We start from the raw sequence: 20672 nt of genomic DNA, 5'->3' as shown, positions 1-20672 counted from the left end.
TGTTCAGTTCCTGATGGCCCAGAAGTTGAGTTCGAGCGCTGTAAATTCACCGCCTACATGGAAGGCAAACCCACCCGACTGCTCCAGCTGCGTGATGTCGCGGGCACTCAGATCCAGCATGAAATAGGTTTTGCCTGCATGAAACGGAATCTGCCGTGGCGCCACAGGCAATGGCTTGATCTTGATTCCCGCCAGGTGCAAGTTGACCAGCTCGCGTATGCGCTCCACCGGCCCGACCTTCAAATGCGAAGGCAGGCGATGGCGCAATTCCTCCGAATCACACTGAGCAGTGGCCGCCAGAATAAACGTCGCAGTGCCGAGCAATTTCAGGTCGCTCACCGGGCATACCAACACCCCGTATTGGCGTTGCTGCAACGTCAACTCGATGGCGTGTTGCTCAAGCACCATTGACAGCACGCCACGCACGCCCTCCATTAACCCGCGAAAACTTTCACCTTGGTCTTCATGTCGATAACGCACATCCAGGTGCGCACGTTTGCTGTCGTTGGCGAACGTTGACAACTCACCGAACAGCGACAGTAATGCCCGGAACAAGGCTTGCGGGCGCACGTGGGTCTGGCTCAGGCAGTGACGCAATTCCAACTCGGTACGATTGATCAATTGCAGCATCAGAAAGTCGCCGATTTCCGTACCTGCGGCGGTGCCTTCACCCCGAATACGCGCTGCAATGGCATCCCCACGGCTGGAGAGCAAGCTGATCACCTCCTTGAGGCACGACGGCAAATAGCCGTGGCCCTGAAGAAAAATGAAGGATGGAATGAAGTCGGCATCCAGGCTCACGCCGCCTGCATCGGTCGACTCCAGCACTTGAGCAACCTTGAGTTTGACGAAACTCTGCTCGCTTGGAGGGTCGCCCAGCAGCAGACGCAGGTCAGGACGCGCGCAACTGATGTGACAACGGGAGTCGACACCGGCATTCGAATCCCCCACCTCAATGTCACACGCCAGATAGCGGGCCAGGACGTCGGTTTGCTGCTGGCGGCGAACTTCGTTCTGATTGCCGGTATCCAGCGGCAGCGCGAGATAAATCGGCTGTTTGCCGGCGTTGGCGGGCACCTGCAAGACCAGCGGCTCCATCGCCCCGCCCAACTCGAACAGACTACCGTCCGGCAATACGCCACTGGCCTGGTTGACCACCACCTTGCCGAAATTGAGGTATTGCAAATCGACTTCCAGCGTCAGAAACCCCCACGCATCAGCCCCCAGCAAGCGCGTCCGATTGAGCTGCTGGTGGTAATAGCGATCGTTGTGCTGCAAATGCTGCGGCCGTAACAGCATGCCTTCCTGCCAGATGACTTTATGAACCTGCATATCACTCGGACTCCTGGCCATGCATGGACGAAGAAACGCGAATACCGGCCTGGTCCAGCACAAGATCGGCACGGGTTAACTGCTGCGCGGTAATGGGCACGACCCACCGCCATTGAACATGGGGCAGATCTCGATAGGCTGCCAACACGCCCAAGAAACGCGTGCCGGGCTCGAGCCCGAGCTTGAGCGCCAGCCGCTCACCCGGTCGCAGTTCAAGTTCCTCACTGCGCAGCCAGTCCTTGGGCAGCGACTGCTCGGCATTGCTGTACAGACTGAAGAAGTCAGCATTTTCAAACGCCACGGCGTGACGCAATTCAATCAAGTGCACCACCACCGGAGACGGCCTGCCGTGCAGGTCGGGGTTGACTTGCTCGCTGGCGGCCAGCGCCATGTCCAACTTGGTCAAGGTAGAAAACGGCGATAGGCTGCTGCAGCCGGCCAACAGGCCGAGCAAAAGCAGCGTTGTTGCAAGCGCGGCTCGAAACATAATGTTCATCCTGGATAATCGACGTGCAGGGTTGAGATCAAGCGCACCTGCTCTTCGTAAGCCTTGGCGAAGTCACTGCCCGGCAGGCGATCGGTGAACTGCTCATCCTCGAGCAAACGCTGGTAGTGACGCTGGTAAGCCCGCCAATACCCACCGTCGGTGAAAAATCGGCGCCGTTGCCCCTGGTATTCGAAGCATGTCAGCAGATGACCCGGGGCAAAGGCGCTGCGCGTAGCGCGCAGTGCATTGCGGCAGGCCGCCAGTAACGCAACCTGATGGACTTGCATATCCCGATGGGCCTGGGTGATGGCGTGTTCGGCCGGCAACTGGCCAAGATCCTCGGTGCCCAGCAGCATCGCCATTGCGGCATCGGTTTCGACGCTGTCTCTCAAAGGGCTCCGGCGCCTTTGCAGCGTCTCGAAAAGCGGCAGATTCAGCTCGCTTTTGAGCTCTTCGCAAATCCGCAGGCTTTGTTGCAGACCTTCTACCTCCATACGCAGCAGGCGCGCTGCTCTGATCGCCAACGCCTCGCGACCCGTCGTATCGAGAGTTTCCAGGCTAATACCCAGTGCTGTCGCAAACCGCCCCCAAAAAACGTCGCTGCCCGCTGCTGGCATCGCATCGGAGCGAACCGGGACGGCTTCCTGAGCGGGTTCGGCGCGTCGGGGTAACGTCAGATGGTCCCTGTTGGTCACCCGATCGTCGGCCCACGGACCCGGCGTGCTGCCCCCATCTGCCAATGCCTCCAGGTCCTGCGACGTGGTCTGACGCTGCTGCTCGACGTCGAGCGCTTGAATTGGGTCCAGCGCCAGGTAGGCATCATCGGGAATCAGCCCTGTGTTGGCATCCCATTGCTCACCGCAAGGCTGCGTCAACGCCACCAGTTTTGCCCGAATCGACAAGGTTCCCAGTTGAAAAATGTCGCCATCACTGATCAATCGCGCCTGCCCCTTGCGCAGACGTTCGGCGCTGCCGGCTACACCGATCCCGTTGCTGCTGATATCCGTCAACAGGTACTGGCCCTCACGATAGGCGACCAAACCATGGTGGCTGGAGAGCAGACGGCTGGCGTCCGGAATCACCCAGTCACACCCGGCACCACGACCGATCACGCCGCCTGCAGCGCAAAATAGCTTGCGCGCCGTGGGTGCGCGGCTTCCGTCCTCGGTACCCAAAAGCTCAAACACAAGTTGCATGGTCAGCCTCTCCCCTTTCACTGGCCACGATTGATCGACTTGGGCTCACCCAGCGGGCGGTAATCAGCGTCGTCAAACACGTAATTGGCGCTGCAGCCACTCAGCAGACACAACACAAGCACAACGGCTTGCCACGGACGATCAGGCATCAGGTTTCTCCCACAGAAATAAGGTTGCCCTGCTCGATACGGCACAGGCGTCGGTCATGCATGGCAATGCACAAAAGCACACTTCAGCCCTCGCCTCTGGCATCGTCGAAAGGAATGTTCAGGCGCGCGAGACGATAGAGCAGCGTGCGCCGAGCAACCCCCAGTTCACGGGCAGTGCGGGTTCGATTGCCACGGTTCTTGTGCAAGCAATCAATCAGAAATACGCGTTCCACTCGCTCCATACGCTGGCGTAGCGTCACATCAACGGCATCGGTCGCATCCGGGGCCAGTGGCAACGACAAATGCGCCGGCAGAATCACACCGTCGTCACACAGCAGCACTGCGCGTTCCACCAGACACTTGAGCTCGCGGACATTGCCGGGAAAGCCATGGCTCGACAGTTGATCAAGGGCGGTATTGGACCAATCGACAGGCGCCCGCCCCAGCGCAGCGCACGCCTTGTCGGCGAAGTGCCGCGCCAGCTGCAACACATCGCCATCGCGTTCACGCAAGGCAGGCAATTGAATGGGGAACTGTGCGAGCCGGTAATAAAGGTCTTCACGAAAACTGCCTTGCGCCACCATCGCAGCGAGGTCGCGGTGGGTCGCGGCAATGATGCGCACGTCAACCTTATGCGCGACGCTGGCGCCCAACGGGCGGATCTCACCCTCCTGCAAGACCCGCAGCAACTTGGCCTGCAATGACAGCGGCATGTCGCCGATTTCATCCAGCAGCAACGTACCGCCATGCGCGGCGTCGAACAGCCCCGCATAGTTGCGCTCGGCACCGGTGAATGCCCCTTTGCGGTAGCCAAACAGTTCGCTCTCGAGCAAACCTTCTGGAAACGCAGCGCAATTTTGCACCACGAATGCCTGGGCACTGCGTGGCCCGGCCGTGTGAATCGCCCGCGCCACGACCTCTTTGCCGGTGCCGGTCTCACCACGCAACAGCACCGTATAAGGGGTCTGCAGGACTTTGCCGATCAGATGGCAGGTTTCTTCCATCGCAGTGCTGTTGCCGATCAAGCCATAGGCCCCCGCAGTCGACCCACCGCGCGGTGAACGGGCAATGGCTGGCGCCGGTTGCATGCGACGCAGCATAAGCAGTTGGTTCACGGCGAAACTGCCGAATTGACCCAGCGATGGCGCGTAACCCAGCAGTGGCGTCACACGCCAGCTCGCGCACAGGAGTACGCCTGTGACCGCATTGGTGCGGTTGAACAGCGGAACACACAATAGCGCACGCCAGGGCGCCCGCGCCGCCGGCAAAAAGCCGCTGTCATAGCGGCTGCTTCCGACGTCATCGAGGCCCAGGCAACAACGCGTTCTCAGGACGTAGTGCAACAGCTGTTGGTTTTTCGCTGCCGGACGTGAAGTCGGTTCGCCGCCCGGCAGCGCCTCAGGCAAATGTTGAGCAATAAGCTCGAATTGGCCAGTCACCTCATCCACCAGATACAGCTGAGTGAGCTCGCACTGGCTCAGGTGCGCAGCGCTCACAGCACATAGGCCTGGCAACGTCGTCGGGTCACTTTCCTGGCTCACGCGCGTGAAGCCGTCCAGCAAGGCGGCGGCGTACACCAGCGGTTCGGCCACTAGGGTAAACATAGCGTTCGTCATTGGCCGAACTCACAGCTGGGCAGGCCATTGCCATCCAACCCTGCACGCACCCACGACAAGGACTCATCCGTGGCCATGGCAGTCAGAACGCGATCGACCATTTGCGGCAGCAAGTAGCGCTCGATCCATTGATCGATGTACCGCGCACCACTGTCACGGTCCGCGCAGCGCTCGGCCATATGCGCGATCAGCTCAGGGGACCACGTCAGGGCCAACTTGCGCCGATGCAACCGCTCACCGAGGCTTGCCAGTTTGAGCCTTACCACCTCATGCAGGACTGGACCGGCAATCGGGTAATACGGCACGACACGCATCCGGGCCAGCAGGGCTGATTTGAAGTGGCTACGCAACACGGGCTGTATAGCGTCCTGCAACACCTGGGCCTCAGGCCGCCGACCGTTTTCACACAGTTCGTTGATGCAGTCGCTGCCAAGGTTGGAAGTCATCAGGATCAGCGTGTTGCGAAAATCTATTTCTCTGCCTTCACCATCGTTGGCGCGGCCCTTGTCAAAGACCTGGTAAAACAGGTTCAACACCTCGGGGTCGGCTTTCTCGACCTCGTCGAGCAGTACCACTGAATAAGGCCGCTTGCGCACAGCCTCGGTCAGGACTCCACCTTCGCCATAACCGACGTAGCCCGGTGGCGCACCGATCAAACGGGACAGCGCGTGCTTCTCCTGGTATTCCGACATATTGATGGTGGTCACGAACCGCTCACCGCCATACAGAAGCTGCGCCAATGCCAGCGCTGTTTCGGTTTTGCCGACGCCACTGGGGCCCACCAGCAGAAACACACCCACCGGCGCATCCGCGTTGTTGAGGCCCGCAGCAACCGCCCGCAAGGCACGATCAAGCACCTGCACGGCATGCTCTTGTCCCAGAATGCGCGTGCGCAGGGCAGCAGCAAGGCTCAATACCTTTTCGTTGGGCTCCAGCGCCAGCTGCTCAACCGGAATGCCGGTCCAGGCACTGACCACCTCGGCGATCAAACGCGGGCACACCTCAAGTTTGTCCGATGACTGGCCAGCCTGTTGAATCCGCTGCTGCTCCACTACCTGACGTTCCTGCTCGATGGCGTCCAAGCGTCGGCCCAGCGCTTGCAATGCTTGAGCATCCACCGGCAGCCCCGCCTCGGCGTCCCGGCTTAACGCCTCATGTTGCCGCGTGCCTTCCGCCCGTTCCGCGTGCAGGTTTTGCAGCGCCTCAGGGGGCATTGCCTGACGCGTGCGCACTCGTGCGCAGGCGGTGTCCAGCACATCCACGGCCTTGTCCGGCAACTGGCGGCCCGCCAGATAACGAGCGCTCAGGTGTGCCGCCGCTACGACGGCATCATCGCGGACGTAGACACCATGGCTTGCCTCATACACCGGAACCAGACCGCGCAGGATCGACACGGCTTCCTCGACACTTGGCTCACCGACCAGCACTGGCTGGAAACGACGCGCCAATGCCGGGTCTTTCTCAATGTATTGCTTGTATTCCGACCAGGTGGTGGCCGCAATGGTGCGCAGAGCGCCTCGAGCCAACGCAGGCTTAAGCAGATTGGCCGCGTCGGAACCGCCTGCCGGGCCTCCTGCGCCGACCAGCGTATGGGCTTCATCGATAAACAGGATCACGGCCTGCGGCGAGGCGTTGACTTCATCAATCACGCCTTTGAGCCGCCGCTCGAACTCGCCCTTGAGGCTGGCACCCGCTTGCAGGAGCCCCATGTCCAGGGTCAGTACGCGAACAGCCTTGAGGGCATCGGGCACCTGCGAAGCGACAATTTTCAGCGCAAGGCCTTCGACAATCGCTGTTTTGCCTACCCCGGCCTCCCCGACCAGGATCGGATTGTTCTTGCGGCGTCGCAAAAGAATGTCAATCAGTTGCCGAATTTCACCGTCGCGACACAGCACCGGATCAATCAGACCTTCACGCGCCTGGCCTGTGAGGTCATGCGTAAAACGCTGCAACAACGATTCTGTCGCCAACGGATCAGCCGCAGATTCCTGGCTGGCGAGAAAATCCCGTACACGCTCTGCATCCAGGCGGCCCAGCACGGCCTGATAGCCAGCACCGGCGTACTCCAGCGGATGACGCAACAGCGCCAGCAACAGGGCGCCCTCATCCACAAAGCGTTGCCCCAGCTCGAGATGGGCAACCATCAACGCTTGTTGCAACCAATGCACCAGCGCCTGAGAGAAGACCGGATTACGGGTTGCACTCTGCTCACTTCTTGGCTGCAACGTTGCTTGCAATTCGCTCATCGGCACATCAGCGTCGGCCAGGGCCTTGGCCAGCAGGCCGCCGGGCTGCTCAAGCAAGGCAAGCAGCAGGTCTTCGACGAGTACTTCTCGGCCACCGCGGTTTACACAACGTTGCGAGGAACGCTCCAGGTCGCGACGTACCTGGGTTGTCAGCGTGCGTATAAGCTGTTGCAGGTCCACATTGATCATAATCACCCGTCCCTAATGAAAGTTGCCAGCAAACGTGACCACACCGTCGGCTTGCTCATGGTCCAACCAACTGGTCCAGCCCAGGCGACAGACATTGCGCGCGCCAATGTGCAGGGCTCTGATTTCACCGGCGGCAAGCACCAGGCGCAGGTCGTATTCCAACGGGTCTCGCGTGGTTAACCGCACCAGTGAACACAAGGGCTGGTAGCCCTTTCCCGTGGGCAGGAACGCGTGAAACTGCTGCCAGCTCAGCGCCAGGACATGCACCCTGAACTTCCCGCTGCGGTCGCTGACCTGATGCCCCAGCACCAGATCCTCACCGAATTCGCAGCGGGTGATACCGAGGCTATTGCGCTGAAAATGGGCAACCTCCACACGGCGCTCAACCCATTGTTCGATGAACACCGGGGCATGCTTGAAGTAGTACCGCAGCACGGCTTCGATCAAGGCGGCCGAATGCACGCGCAAACTCAACAGCCCCAGGTAAGGCAACAGGCGTTTGCAGTCCAGTTGCGTGGTACCTCGTATCGCGTTGCCACCCAGGCCGATCAGCGCAAACATCTGCTCCGAGAACGCATCGCTCGCGCCAGTCTGGAAACATGCTCGATAGCGATATTTACGCCAGATCGGCCACATCAGCCGATGCAGTCGGTGGTGGAATAGGTCGAGGAAGTCACGAGTGGGGTTACCTCCGGACAGCTCGCCAAACGCCTGCTCTGCATAGAACGCTGGCAGCGGTGACCCGGCCCCGACCAAACCCAATATGTTGAGCCGCAGGCGAGCGCGTAATTGCCCGCGCTCCATAAAGAACGCCACGCGATCGATATCGTGTCCGGCAAACCCCAGACCTGGATTGGCCTGAAATTCCAACAGGTCGTACAGCGCGTCTTCATCCATCAGCGGATGAGCTTCGCGCAATCGCTCAATCACCTGCTCAATTGCCTGGAACAGTGTGTACTCACGAATGCCGCAACAGAGCGCATTCAAAGCAGGGGCTGTTGCCCCATGCGGGATGGCCATAGGTACACGTCTCCTTGTGTGCTGATGACTCGTAACTCGTGATAAGAGTTGAGGCTGGCATAGAGCGCAAAGAACTCATTGAGGACCGAGGCGAACACAAACAGATCGCCCTGACCGAGAAACCCCTGGGGGTCGACTGTCAATTCCACACGTAGGCCGCGAATAGGTAACCCACGGTGCAATCGGTCAACCGGCTCATGGCGAATGGACTGCAGCGCACCGAGCCTTGTCTGACTGACCTTTTGCGCCTGCCGATCGTGATAGCGCGGCAGGTCATAGGTTTCGAGAATCACTTTCAAGGCATTGATATCGGTCAACGACAGATAGTTGAGCGACATATTGCTGATCAGCTTCCACAGGAAATCCTGGTCCAGCGGCGGCGCGAAGCTCGCCGTTGGTGCGGTGATGTTGCGAAACGTCAGTGATTCCGGTGCCTGCTCGCAGGGTTGGTTGATGTCGCCTGGCTGCAACTGCCGAGGCAGGTTGCAGTTGGTGCAAGTCATTTCGATCGACAACGTTTCCTGGCCTTTACCTTCGCGACTGCCAAACCCCATCCAGGTGTCGAGCCCCCCATGCTGCTGCGACGAGCGCTGGCGAATGCTGTAGCTGGCCGGCGCTGTAGCTCGGTCAACCCCCCAGTCATGCTCAAAGGATTCGAACGGCACATAGGCCTGGTAACCCAGCCCGCCAGGGCGCCAGCCAGTGACACTGTCGACGGAAAACACGGCGGCATTGCCCGGGGTATATTCCCCCGGCACCAGAAGGTACTCATCCTCTTTTCCATTCAGGCGAATGGGGACCGCATCATGTTTGAACAAGTTGGCAATGGGCGTGCAATACAACTTCACGTTGTCCAGCGTGGGCTGTTGCAGTGCGTGCCCGTGGGTGCGCAGTTCAAAGCGCAGCACCATGCCGCGGACCTGGCCGAGCCGTTCAGGGGCAAGTGTGTGCAGCACACCCAGCCCCTCGATATCGACAAACAGGTACTTTTCGGCAAAGGCGAAGTACTCCTGCAGATGGCGGTAACCGCGAAACGTATTCTGTGGATACGGTATCAACGCCTCGTCTTGCGAAAACCCCACCGGCTTGACCTGGGCAGCGCCCAGCCGCACCGTCATTGGTTGCCCATCGTTGCCCTTGACCGGCCCCCCTTCGCCATCCAGTAACAGCAAGTGAATGCCATCCAGATGTCGCAGCAAACTGAGGTAGAGCCCCTGGCTGATGTAGCGGTCGCCCGACAGGTGCAGTCGCAGTGAGTCAAAGGTTAACTGGCTGAAGTTACCCTCGACACTCATGTCCAGGTGCAAATCCAACCATGCCCCGTCACCCTGGCACTTGAAGTCCAGACCTGTGAGTTGCAGTGGCATGACATCAGTGGTGTAGCACGTCCTGAAGCGACACCGCTCACCCTGGATAAGAACACTTTCTACCGCCGTATCACGGGCAACCCGAACGGCGGGACCTGCACGTTTCAATGGGTCAAATTGCAGGATGCTGAAGGCGGGTATTGGCCGCATGTAATTGGGCCACAGCAAATGCATCAAGGAATGCGTCAACTCCGGCAGCTCGTCGTCCAACTTCTGGCGCAGGCGACCGGTCAGAAACGCAAACCCCTCCAGCAATCGCTCAACATCCGGGTCCTGGCCGCTTTCAGCCAGAAACGGCGCCAGTGCGGGATTACGCTCGGCGAAACGCCGCCCGAGGTGCCGCAGGGCGCTGAGCTCGCTTTGGAAGTAACGGTTAAAGCCCATCGGCGCAGACCTCAACCCGCCCGCCATCCACCAGGCGCGCCTGGAACACAACGGGCCGTGTGACACCGTCAACGATCAGCGCGGCTTCGATCGCAAAGGCCAGGGCCAGAGGTTCAGTAGCACGCGGCAGCACCTCGACCTGTACATTTGCCAGTCGCGGTTCGTAGGCACGGATGAATCGCTCGATCAAGGCGCGTGAGCGGATCAAGGACTCGTGCAGGCTAAGCCGCATGTCATTGAGATCGGGCAAACCATAGTCGGGCAGTGTCTGAACACTGCCTGCCCGGGTGCTGAGCATTTTCCCCAGGTGTGCGGCGACGGACGCCACACTGCACCGCTGGGTTGATGCATCGCCTTCGAGACGCTCGAAAAGGCCCACGTTATGGGGCATCCGCCGGCTTCTGCTCATTCTTTATCGAGCTTGCCGACCAGGGACAACGTGAAGTCAGCCCCCATGTACTTGAAATGAGGGCGCACACTCAGGTTGACCCGATACCAGCCTGGCTCTCCGTCGACATCACTGACAACAATGCGTGCTGCCCGCAATGGCCGGCGGCCGCGCACTTCGGCACTGGGGTTTTCCTGATCGGCCACGTATTGGCGAATCCACTTGTTGAGCTCCAGCTCCAGGTCCGTGCGTTCTTTCCAGGAGCCCAGTTGCTCGCGCTGCAAGACCTTGAGGTAGTGCGCCAGACGGTTGACCACCATCATGTAGGGCAATTGGGTGCCGAGCCGGTAATTGAGTTCGGCTGCCTTGCCCTCTTCACTGATGCCGAAGGTTTTGGGTTTCTGGACCGAGCTGGCCGAAAAGAACGCCGCGTTGTCACTGCCCTTGCGCATGGTCAGGGCAATAAACCCCTCTTGCGCCAGTTCGTACTCGCGCCGATCCGAAACCAGTACCTCTGTAGGAATCTTGGTTTCGATCTCGCCCATGCTCTGAAAATGATGCAATGGCAAGTCTTCTACCGCGCCGCCACTTTGCGGGCCGATAATGTTCGGGCACCAGCGAAAGCGCGCAAAACTCTCAGTCAGGCGCGTGGCAAAGGCGTAGGCCGTATTACCCCAGAGGTAGTGCTCGTGGCTGTTCACCACGTTCTCCTGGTAGGCAAAGGTTTTAACTGGGCAATCAATCGGATCGTAAGGGGTTCGCAGTAGAAAGCGCGGCACAGTGAGGCCGATATAGCGGGCATCTTCGCTCTGACGAAAACTTTGCCATTTGGCAAACTGCGGGCCTTCGAAATGATCCCTGAGATCCTTGAGGTCAGGTAATCCAGTAAAGCTTTCCAATCCGAAAAAAGCCGGCCCCGCAGCAGCGATAAAGGGGGCGTGGGCCATGCAGGCAACGCTTGAAGCGTATTGCATCAACTTCACATCAGGCGCACTGGGTGAAAGGAAGTAATTGGCGATGATCGCGCCCACCGGCTGGCCACCAAATTGTCCGTACTCAGCGCTGTAGATATGCTTGTACAGCCCGGACTGGGTAATTTCCGGCGAGTCTTCAAAGTCATCCAGCAGGTCTTGACGCGAGACATTGAGCAGCTCGATCTTGATGTTTTCTCGAAAATTGGTGCGGTCGATCAGCAACTGCAGGCCTCTCCAGGAAGCCTCCAGCGCCTGGAAATCCGGATGATGAAGAATCTCGTCCATTTGCTGGCTGAGCTTGGTATCAATCTCGGCGATCATCCGGTCAACCAGGCGTTTCTTCACTGGCTCCGCGCTGTTATGGGGTTTGAGCAACTCTTCGATGAAGGCCGACACGCCGCGCTTGGCAATGCCGTAGGCCTCGTCATCGGCGCTTAATAATGTCTGGGCGATGATAGTGTCGAGGATGCTGTACTCGCCGCCAGCCTGGGCCGGCTGCAGGTTCTGTTGAGTGGTCGTCATGGTGTCAGTGTCCTTTTACTGAAGGGTTCAGGTGGTCGGGCCGCTCAGCCCCAGCTCGGCGAGTACGCGCGCACGAGACTCGTCATCGGCCAGCGCCTGCTCAATGGCTTTGCGAAAGCTTGGTGTGTTACCCAGCGGCCCCTTGAGTGCCATCAACGCCTCACGCAACGCCATCAACTTTTGCAATTCGGGTATTTGTTCAACCAGGTTTGCGGGGTTGAAGTCCTTCATCGCGTTAATCCGAACCTCGACGGACAGCTCCTCGATGCCACCCTCCTCCTGCAATCGATTCGGAACGCTCAATGTCAAGCTCAGCGCTTGTTTGGCCAACACCTCGTCAAGGGTGTTTTTGTCGATACCAATGGGCTTTCGATCCTCAAGTTTGCGCAGATCTTCGCGCTGGCTGAAATCGCCCAGCACCAGTAACTTCAGTGGCAGTTCGACTTCCTCCTGCACACCGCCAATGGCAGGTTTGAAGGTGATATTGATACGTTCCTTGGGTGCTACCGAACCGTCTTTGAGCATGGTGTTTCTCCTTTTTCGGTAGGCTCGCGAGCCTAATCAAGCACCGCTTCAAGATCGAAGTGGCACAACCTGCGATGGGTGACTTCCTTGCGCTCGCGCACGGCATGGTCTTGTGGCAAAAGGTCATAACAGCGATACAGGAGCCGGGAGACTTGAAAGGCCAGTTCTGGCTCCCAGCGCTCCAGGCCCGCCTGTTGTAATTCAAGGTCCAGTTGTTCGAGCTGGATCCTGCCCAGTTCGTGTTTGCCTGCTCGTATGCATAATCTGGCCAGCGCCAATCGCCAATGAAAGCGGGTCCGGTCGCCGCGGGCGGCGTGCAGTCCTTCTTTGAGCGTGGCAATCGCCGCCTTCAGGCCCTCTTTGCGTAGCCTGGACATAACGGCCTGCAAGGCCGTCTCCCAGGGCTCGTTTCCGGCATCGATGACGGCGGTTGAAGGCTCGGCTTTATGTACGTGGCGAAGGACGTGGAGCGTGATCCAATCGCACGTCGCGGGGTCGGCAAATGGGGTGCCGTCGTCAAACCTGAACTCCGGCAGACTCGGCAGGCGCTGCAACAACAACGCAAAACTCATTTCCAGCTCGGTCATGGCCCACTCTGCCTGCAGGGCTTCGAGGCACTCCCAGGCCATACGCAACCCGTCAAACCAGAACAACGCACCGGCCAGGCTCGCTTCAAGCTCAAGCAAAAGGTCGGCGTGATGACCTTGGGTCAGACGGTTCTGGTAGCGTTTGAGTTTGTCGTGAGGAAGCCCGCGCAAAGCGGTTACTCGCTCACTGTTGGCGTCGGGATAGTTGGTAAGCGCCAGCCAGGCCAGGGTGCGGCTCAGGCGCAAGGCACGCAGATCAGTAGCACTCTGGCGCAGCCACCAGGCGCACAGTGGCCGAGCCTGCTCCTGCAATGCCCGCAACAGTTTTTGCGCGTCTTTTTCGTTGTTGACCGGCTGTTCAGGCCTCAGCAGCTGCGTTGCCACCTGCTTGACCTGAGCGATGGCACCCGCAACACCACGTGGCTCGGAACCGCCCTGCAGGGCAAGCGCCAAACGCTCCGACAGTTGCCTGCGGATCGGTAACAACAAGGGCGCGTCGTCCCCCAGATGTTCACGCCACAGCTCGTCGAGACTTTCCAGGTGTTCCAAAAGCGCCTGAAACAATGGCACTTGATCGGTAAGTGAAAGATGCTTCGTGAACAGGGGGTCAAGCCGCAACACCAGCCAACCAAACGCAGCCATACGCGTACGTGATTTAGCAGGGTAGACAATCGCCCAGTGATGCTTGCACAGATGAAGCAGTACGCCGAGGCCCGCCAGAAGCCCGGGGAATGAATCGCGCTGGTGCAACGCCCAGGTCAACCAGACGGCGACGCGCAGATCCTTGGAGCGCTCACGCAAAACCCGCTCGCCGAGCTCGCTGACGCGCTGCCAATCCGGCAAGCCTGCACCATGTATCGAATGTGCCTTGCCGAGTTCGGACTCCAGGGCTTCATACTCACTCGAAAAACGCATATCACAGCCGGCAAAGCCCCCTGACGAACAGGGTAAGCGCGCAAGTTCAAGGTGATAAGCGTAGAGCGTGTCTGAATAAACCATTCCGGTCCGCACATAACTGTTCAAGGCAAGGGCGACAAACTAACCGCAATCCACATACGCATTAGAAGGCCAATTAATCTTCGTCCAGCACGTGACGAAGTAGGCGAACCTTAGCCATACAAGAATCAATCATCAAGCGGTCAACCCGCACTTAAGCAATTTCCTACAAAGCCAATAAAAACGGGCCTGCGCAGCTATTTGCGCACTTCACGCGCAGTGATAAAACCGAATACCTTGCGCACCCGCGTACTCATTAATAAAACAGCATGAGCAACTAACTGCGCACACTCGCGCAAACATCGACACGAAAATAAGCGCCAACCGACGACAACTTTTATATATTTAAACTAACAACTCCCCCAACCCCTTTATTCCATTGGGTCTCATTATTTCAGGCACGCTTTTTGTTATAGGCAATTGCCCGCTGGCAAACACGCCGTCGGAATTACCTACTCAATCAGGCAAGGAAACCAGTCATGCCAACACCCGCGTACCTCACTATCACCGGTGTCAAGCAAGGCTTGATCACGGCAGGCACATTTACTCAGGACTCGGTAGGCAATATTTATCAGGAAGGTCATGAGGATCAGATCCTCGTGCAGGCGTTTGCCCACCAGGTGATCATTCCCCGCGACCCACAATCGGGCCAGCCGACCGGCCAAAGGGTTCATAAGCCGCTGATGGTCAGCAAGGTCTTCGACAAGTCCTCACCGCTGCTATTCAGCGCGCTGACCACGGGTGAAGAAGTGTCATGTCGACTGGAATGGTTCCGTACCTCCTCGGCTGGCACCCAGGAGCATTACTTCACCACCGAACTGGAAGGCGCAACCATCGTGGACATTCAATCGCGGATGCCCAACTGCCAGGACCCGGACAACGCTCATTTCACCCATTTGGAGGATGTGTATTTCACTTACCGCAAGATCGTCTGGACCCACGAAGTCGCCGGTACTTCAGGCTCGGACGACTGGCGTAGTCCGGTAGCCGGCTAACATCGGGTCAGGCAGAAGCGGCCGCCAGGGACGGCGCCGCGCCTGCTTGGTTGGCTAGACCATTGCCAGCGGATGCTTGCGCTTGGGTGCGCCGAACACGCGGTCGATCGCGTCCAGATCGTGCTCATCGAGCTTGAGGTTCGCGGCACCGGCGTTGAGCCGCACATGCTCGGGCGTAACAGCCTTGGGAATTGCGATCACGCCGTCCTGACGCAACACCCAGGCAAGGGATACTTGAGCGGGCGTGACCTCATGGCGACGGGCGATCTGCTTGAGCGTCGGGCTGGACAACAGCTCACCACCCTGGGCGATCGGGCAGTAAGCCATCAACGGCAAATGGTGCTGTTGCCACCATGGCAGCAAGTCGAACTCGATACCGCGCTCTTCGATGTTGTAGAGCACTTGGTTGGTTGCACACGCCGGGGATGCAAGTTCCTGCAGGTCTGCCACGTCAAAATTGGAGACGCCCCAACGGCCGATCTTGCCGGCCTGACGTAATGTTTCGAAGGCTTCGACGGTTTCTTCGAGGGGATACTGGCCCCGCCAGTGCAACAGATACAGGTCGATGTAATCGGTACCCAGGCGCTGCAGGCTGGCTTCGCAGGCACGGGGCACGCCCTTGCGACTGGCATTGTGCGGATAGACCTTGCTGACGAGGAACACCTGATCACGTTTACCGCGAATGGCTTCGCCGACAACTTCCTCGGCCCCGCCTTCGCCATACATTTCGGCGGTATCGATCAGGGTCATGCCCTCGTCGATACCCAACTGCAACGCGGCAACCTCGGCGCTGCGCCGGTCCGGGTTTTCGCCCATGCGCCAGGTCCCCTGGCCGATGACAGGGACGGGAACGCCGGCCAGATCGATGGTGCGCATGACAACCTCCTGATGAGTTCGCGGATTAACAATGTGGCATTGGGCGGACAAAAGGGTTCAATCGAAGTATGGTTGCCCTCTGAAAAGTCGCCAGGAAGGACCTGCAATGCTGTTTGTCGTGATGCTCGGGGGCAAGCACCCGCGGGCCAGAATTGAAGTTCACGATGTGGTGTTCGCTGTAGCGAACACACTGCAAGACACCTACCCGCAATTGCGCGATGGTTGGTTTGGCAGCCCCAAGGGTGTGCACATCGACTCCTGGATGGCAGTGGATGGCGTTGATGGCTGGAAAGTTGAACTCAGCCACTTGGCCCCGCCTGCCGGCGCGCACCATCTGTATTTCATCAACCTGGGCGGCTACGAAGCCAACGCTTTTGGCGAAGCCCATCACTATTTGCTGGTGGTCGCCCGCGACAAAAAGGAAGCGAAAAGCAAGGGGAAACAGCAGATGCTGCGCCATTGGTCCCAGGCCCATACCGACGGGGTGATGGATATTGACGACTGCCTGCCCATCGACCTGGTCGACGGTCGCTACCTGCACCTGGTGCAAGGTTCGCACAGGCCAATCGTGCAACAGAACGACTACATCGTGCTGCCCTGAGTCATCCCTACCCGAACGGGGTATGGCGCCCACCCTCCACCTGCCTGACAGTGCAATCAGTCCCCGAACCTGATAACACGCACAACTCAAGGTGGGTCCGCCATGCATAAAACCTTTATCGCCCTGTTCAGCGCCGTATTGCCGGGCGCGCCGCTGATCGTGGCACACCACAGTTTCCCGCAGGCAGCGCAGGAAAAAGCCCGCTGGTTGAAACGCTACGCCGCGTTTGCCGTGGACTCCGGCGTGCCCGCGGCGGATGCCGAGCGGGCGATAGCGGCGATCAGCGCACAGTTGCCGGTGCTGTCTCCCGAGGAGGACGCTGCCTTGATCAGCCGAGCCGGCTTCGAAGGCGTGGAGCTGTTCTATGCCGGCTTCAGTTTCAAGGGCTGGGTGGGCTACAAACTGCGCTAACGGCTTACCAACTGCCCGACGCACCACCGCCACCACTGGAACCACCGCCGCCGGACGAGCTGCTGCTGGAGCTTGAACCGGAGCTGCCGGAACTCGAACCAGACCCTCCGCCCGACCCCGAGCCGCCGTCGGAAATGCTCTGGATAAAGACAATGAGCGCCACGACCGAGGCCGCCGGTATCGCCAGTATCCAGCCCTGGTAGCCGTGCCCCAGCATAAAACCGACCGCCACATAAACCGCCGCGACGGCCAACGCACGCACGAGAAAAAAGCGTGGTTTGGTCTTCCACGACTCGCGGATGACGAAGAACAGCCCCACGTACAACGCCAGCACCAAGGCGCCGCCAAACGGCAACGCCAGCCAGTGTACGAAGTTGACCGCCACAAAGTGGTCCACCACCAGCAACCCGACGATATACGCCAGCGCGCCCACCACGCAGTAAAACACCGCGCGCGCCAGCCACAGGGCGCCGAACGTGGCGCCGCCGATCAGCAGGGTCAGCGCAAGTACCAGCAGGTATAGCGGCCACTCATGGCCACCGGCATAAATCGTCAGCAACACCGTCACCACGACGGTGGCGATCAGCGCACGGCGCCAGTGCAGCTTACCGGCAGCGATCAGCACACCGCCGATGCCGCCCGCGATAAATGCCAGCAGTACTGCGATGATCTGCGGGTTAACCTGCGGCGCGGCCTGCTTTGGCAGGTCGCCGCCGTCCACCAGCACAGTCAAGTCATTGACCGCTTGTTGCACACCGCCCGCGTAGTCGCCCTGGCGAAACGCCGGCGTGATGTGTTCTTCGATGATGCGATGGGCCAACAGATCGGTGACCGTGCCTTCCAGGCCATAGCCCACCTCGATGCGTACCGTATGGTCGTCTTTCGCCACCACCAGCAGGATGCCGTCGTTGACGTCCTTGCGCCCCAGCTTCCAGGCGCGGAACAGTTGATTGGCGTAATCCTCGATACTCGCGCCGCCGGTAGTGGGCACCAGCAGTACCGCAACTTGCGCGCCTTTGCGCTGTTCAAGGGCGGCGAGTTGGTCTTTGAGGCGCGCGGTGATGCTGGCGTCGAGGGTATTGGTGAGGTCGATCACCCGCTGGTCGAGGGCGACGCCGATGGGCGACGTCTGCGCCTGGGCAGTGCTCAGCAGGCCGATGAACATCAGCGCCAGTAGACTCAACACGGATTGCCGCAGCATCGCCATCATGTTTGATACCTGAAGTTTCATCCTGAAGGCGCCGACTTTACCTTATTGAAACGTTCACACGTAGGCCGTGCCCTGCATGATCGGCTGCACGCTGCCGGTCAATACCACACCGCCCTGCCCGTCCCACTGCACCGTGACCGTGCCGCCGTCGCACTGCACCTGCACCGTGTCATCCAGCAGGCCGCGCCGGATCCCGTTGACCACCGCGGCGCAACAACACGAACCGGAACCCAGCGGCACACCGCCGCCGCGCTCCCAGATGCGCAGACGAATATGCGCGCGGTCCAGCACCTGCACGAAATGCACATTGGTCCTGGCCGGGAACAGTGCATGGGTTTCCAGCGCCGGACCTACGGCTGCCACGTCGATGGCGGCGAGGTCATCGACAAAAAACGTACAGTGCGGGTTGCCCATGCTGCACGCCGCCGGGTCGCCCTTGATCGGCAAGAGAAGGGTCTGCATGGCGGCGGCCAGCGGTACTGACGACCACTCCAGCGACGGCGCGCCCATGTCCACCGACACCCGCTGGCCCGCCGCGCGTACGCACGTCAGTAGGCCACGGTCGGTGCGCAGCACAATCGAATCGGTGCCGGCTTCGTGCATCAAGCGGTCGGCGACACCTCGCGTGGCACTGCCGCAGGTTTGCAGCGGCGTGCCGTTGGGGTTCCAGAATTTGATACGCGCGGCGGCGTCAACGCCGTCGAGGATCACCGCCAGCTGATTGAAACCGATGCCGGTGTGGCGGTCGCCCAGACGGCGGGCGACCTGCGCGGTGATCGGGTCGTCCTGGCCACGGCGGTCGATGATGATGAATCATCGCCATGGGCATGCATCTTCACAAAGGGCAATGTCATGGGCTGTCCGGTCGGTGAGCGCAATGGGAGGGTGAGCATACGGCAGTTTCATCCAGACCGATTCGACCGCATGTTAGCGTGTGTGCGTTTTGATCCGGCAGAGCCCGCCATGAAAAAAAACCTCTTCGCTTTGACCGCACTGCTGCTCGCGTTTTCCCACGCGACCCTGGCGGCCGCCCAGCCTCCCAGCCTGTGCCAGCCGAGCGCCTCGAAGTCGACGGCCAAGGCGCTGCTCGCTGCCGCAGAACGGCACCTGGCTGACCGTCCCACCCCCCTGGCCCATTTGCACACTGAAGGCACACTTCCCCACCACGGCATTCGCGAGCAAAGCATTGCCGCCGAAAAAGACTGGCCGGTGATGCGCCAGGCCGCGCTGGCGTGGCGGTTGAGCGGCGACCCGCGTTACCTCAGGCAAGTCGACGACTACCTTGGCGCCTGGGCCGATGTGTACCAACCGGACTTCAACCCGATTGACGAAACCAACCTCGACCAGCTGATCAATGCCTATGCGCTGACTGCCGATAACCTGCGCCTGGAAACCCGCGCAGCCAGCCGCCGCTTGATCAGTGATCTGGGTAACGGCTACCTCGCGCGTATCCAGCAGTTCCACGGCCAGAACAAAGGCACGCAAACCAACAACTGGCAAAGCCATCGCGTCAAGTTGATCACGGTGGCCGCCGCTGCACTGGGCGACCGGACGATGCTCGAGCAAGCCCACCAAGTGTTCAAACAGCAGATGGCCGACAATGTGTTGCCCGATGGCTCGGTCACCGATTTTCACGACCGCGATGCCCTGCACTACGTGGTCTACGACCTTGAGCCTCTGGTGCAAGCTGCCCTGGCGGCCAAGCCCTACGGCGGCGACTGGCTGAACCTCAAGGCCAATGGCGCGTCCCTGGGGGCCGCCCTCGATTGGCTGGTGCCCTATGCCAATGGCCAGCGCAGCCACCAGGAGTTCGTGCACACCCACGTGCAATTCGACAAGGACCGCGCCGGGGTGGGCGAAGCCGGCTACAGCGGCACCTGGGAGCCCAAAAGCAGCGCCACGCTGTTCTGGCTGGCGGCGCAACTGGACAAGCGCTACCTGCCTGTGGCGACGCAATTGGCCGCCCACCCGGCCGATTGGATCAGTGCCTGCTATTTGCCGTAAGCGCGGCTAGACTGGCCGGGTTGCTCTTTCAAGGGATTGACCATGCTTGTTGTATTCAGCGGCCTGCCCGGCACCGGCAAGACCACGATTGCCAGCCAACTGGCGCGCCAGACCGGTGCCGCCTACTTGCGCATCGATGTGATCGAACAGGCGCTTCGGGACGCGGGCGTGTTAGCGCAAGGCGTAGGTGCCAGCGGCTACGGCGTGGCCAATGCGCTGGCGTTGAGCAATTTGCGCTTGGGGCACACCGTCGTCGCAGACGGTGTGAACCCGGTCAGGGAAAGCCGCGAGGCGTGGAAATCGGTGGCGATTCAAGCAGGCGCCGCGTGGGTTGATATCCAGGTGATTTGCTCTGATGAGCGAGAACATCAACGCCGTGTTGAACAGCGTGCGGGGGATATTCCCGGCCTGACTCCGCCCGACTGGCGGTCCGTATCGGCGCACGAATATGAGGCCTGGGATCAAAAGCCACTGACGGTCGATACCGCCCATGTGACAGCAGATCAGGCGGTGGCGTTGATCCTGGCGCACCTCAAACCCGAGGCGAATGCGCTGGCGCCCGGTGGGGCGCTAAAGGTGTGACGGTCGCGCAGTCCA

The 20672-nt window shown here is 60.0% G+C and carries 18 protein-coding genes and 2 pseudogenes; 5 read left to right on the top strand and 15 right to left on the bottom strand.

Annotation, left to right across the window (positions count from 1 at the left end):
* Positions 1–3: 3 nt before the first annotated feature.
* The 12 genes from tssK to tssA form a co-directional block, all read right to left on the bottom strand.
* Positions 4–1332 (bottom strand): type VI secretion system baseplate subunit TssK, encoded by a 1329-nt coding sequence (gene tssK / locus AB5I78_RS12950; RefSeq protein ID WP_369302344.1) that lies wholly within the window; start codon positions 1330–1332, stop codon positions 4–6.
* 1 nt (position 1333) lies between these two features.
* Complete coding sequence (gene tssJ / locus AB5I78_RS12945) at positions 1334–1819, bottom strand: type VI secretion system lipoprotein TssJ (protein ID WP_369302345.1); 486 nt, start codon at positions 1817–1819, stop codon at positions 1334–1336.
* A gap of 5 nt (positions 1820–1824) precedes the next feature.
* Positions 1825–3015: a type VI secretion system-associated FHA domain protein TagH gene (gene tagH, locus AB5I78_RS12940; RefSeq protein ID WP_369302346.1), complete on the bottom strand. Its 1191-nt coding sequence runs from the start codon at positions 3013–3015 to the stop codon at positions 1825–1827.
* 17 nt (positions 3016–3032) lie between these two features.
* Positions 3033–3164: a type VI secretion protein gene (locus AB5I78_RS12935; protein WP_145164452.1), complete on the bottom strand. Its 132-nt coding sequence runs from the start codon at positions 3162–3164 to the stop codon at positions 3033–3035.
* 83 nt (positions 3165–3247) lie between these two features.
* The gene (locus AB5I78_RS12930; protein WP_369302347.1) at positions 3248–4780 is read right to left on the bottom strand and encodes a sigma-54 interaction domain-containing protein; all 1533 of its coding nucleotides are present in this window, start codon (positions 4778–4780) and stop codon (positions 3248–3250) included.
* Positions 4777–7215, bottom strand: coding sequence for an AAA family ATPase (locus AB5I78_RS12925; protein ID WP_369302348.1), 2439 nt, complete (start codon positions 7213–7215; stop codon positions 4777–4779). Before AB5I78_RS12925 ends, AB5I78_RS12930 begins: the two co-directional genes overlap by 4 nt.
* A gap of 12 nt (positions 7216–7227) precedes the next feature.
* Positions 7228–8235 (bottom strand): type VI secretion system baseplate subunit TssG, encoded by a 1008-nt coding sequence (gene tssG / locus AB5I78_RS12920; RefSeq protein ID WP_369302349.1) that lies wholly within the window; start codon positions 8233–8235, stop codon positions 7228–7230.
* Complete coding sequence (gene tssF / locus AB5I78_RS12915) at positions 8199–9986, bottom strand: type VI secretion system baseplate subunit TssF (protein ID WP_145164460.1); 1788 nt, start codon at positions 9984–9986, stop codon at positions 8199–8201. The genes tssG and tssF overlap by 37 nt, the downstream gene beginning before the upstream one ends.
* The gene (gene tssE / locus AB5I78_RS12910; protein WP_369302350.1) at positions 9976–10377 is read right to left on the bottom strand and encodes a type VI secretion system baseplate subunit TssE; all 402 of its coding nucleotides are present in this window, start codon (positions 10375–10377) and stop codon (positions 9976–9978) included. Before tssE ends, tssF begins: the two co-directional genes overlap by 11 nt.
* 14 nt (positions 10378–10391) lie before the next feature.
* A complete protein-coding gene (gene tssC / locus AB5I78_RS12905) occupies positions 10392–11870 on the bottom strand; it encodes a type VI secretion system contractile sheath large subunit (RefSeq protein WP_242197319.1) in 1479 nt (492 codons plus the stop codon).
* A gap of 27 nt (positions 11871–11897) precedes the next feature.
* Entirely contained in the window at positions 11898–12395 is a 498-nt protein-coding gene (tssB, locus tag AB5I78_RS12900) for a type VI secretion system contractile sheath small subunit (RefSeq protein WP_369302351.1), read from the bottom strand.
* Positions 12396–12427: 32 nt separating this feature from the next.
* Positions 12428–13981 (bottom strand): type VI secretion system protein TssA, encoded by a 1554-nt coding sequence (tssA, locus tag AB5I78_RS12895; RefSeq protein ID WP_369302352.1) that lies wholly within the window; start codon positions 13979–13981, stop codon positions 12428–12430.
* A gap of 476 nt (positions 13982–14457) precedes the next feature.
* On the opposite strand from tssA, the gene AB5I78_RS12890 reads away from it, so the two are divergent.
* A complete protein-coding gene (locus AB5I78_RS12890; protein WP_106577823.1) occupies positions 14458–14973 on the top strand; it encodes an Hcp family type VI secretion system effector in 516 nt (171 codons plus the stop codon).
* Between the two features lie 54 nt (positions 14974–15027).
* Here the strand turns inward: AB5I78_RS12890 and AB5I78_RS12885 are convergent, their stop codons facing one another.
* Positions 15028–15849 (bottom strand): aldo/keto reductase, encoded by an 822-nt coding sequence (locus tag AB5I78_RS12885; protein ID WP_145164470.1) that lies wholly within the window; start codon positions 15847–15849, stop codon positions 15028–15030.
* Positions 15850–15955: 106 nt separating this feature from the next.
* Between AB5I78_RS12885 and AB5I78_RS12880 the strand changes: the two genes are divergently transcribed.
* Both AB5I78_RS12880 and AB5I78_RS12875 read left to right on the top strand, forming a co-directional pair.
* On the top strand, positions 15956–16450 hold the full coding sequence (locus AB5I78_RS12880) for a DUF1543 domain-containing protein (RefSeq protein WP_145164472.1): 495 nt from the start codon (positions 15956–15958) through the stop codon (positions 16448–16450).
* 129 nt (positions 16451–16579) lie between these two features.
* A pseudogene (locus AB5I78_RS12875) lies at positions 16580–16861 on the top strand (methyltransferase); the annotation flags it as partial.
* 4 nt (positions 16862–16865) lie between these two features.
* Here AB5I78_RS12875 and AB5I78_RS12870 read toward each other — a convergent pair.
* Together AB5I78_RS12870 and dapF are read right to left on the bottom strand one after the other, a co-directional pair.
* Positions 16866–18071 carry a YgcG family protein gene (locus AB5I78_RS12870; protein ID WP_369302353.1) on the bottom strand — a complete coding sequence of 402 codons (1206 nt, stop codon included), beginning with the start codon at positions 18069–18071 and terminating at the stop codon, positions 16866–16868.
* A 54-nt stretch (positions 18072–18125) separates the two neighbouring features.
* Positions 18126–18925, bottom strand: a pseudogene (gene dapF, locus AB5I78_RS12865) (diaminopimelate epimerase).
* Between the two features lie 109 nt (positions 18926–19034).
* Between dapF and AB5I78_RS12860 the strand changes: the two are divergent.
* Positions 19035–20075, top strand: a complete 1041-nt coding sequence (locus AB5I78_RS12860) for an alginate lyase family protein (protein ID WP_369302354.1) — start codon at positions 19035–19037, stop codon at positions 20073–20075.
* 42 nt (positions 20076–20117) lie between these two features.
* Positions 20118–20657, top strand: a complete 540-nt coding sequence (locus AB5I78_RS12855; RefSeq protein ID WP_369302355.1) for an AAA family ATPase — start codon at positions 20118–20120, stop codon at positions 20655–20657.
* The last annotated feature ends 15 nt before the right edge of the window (positions 20658–20672 follow it).

This window comes from Pseudomonas sp. N2-3-1-14 (assembly GCF_041228395.1).
Lineage (GTDB): Bacteria > Pseudomonadota > Gammaproteobacteria > Pseudomonadales > Pseudomonadaceae > Aquipseudomonas.
This window is presented reverse-complemented; position numbering and strand designations above follow the sequence as displayed.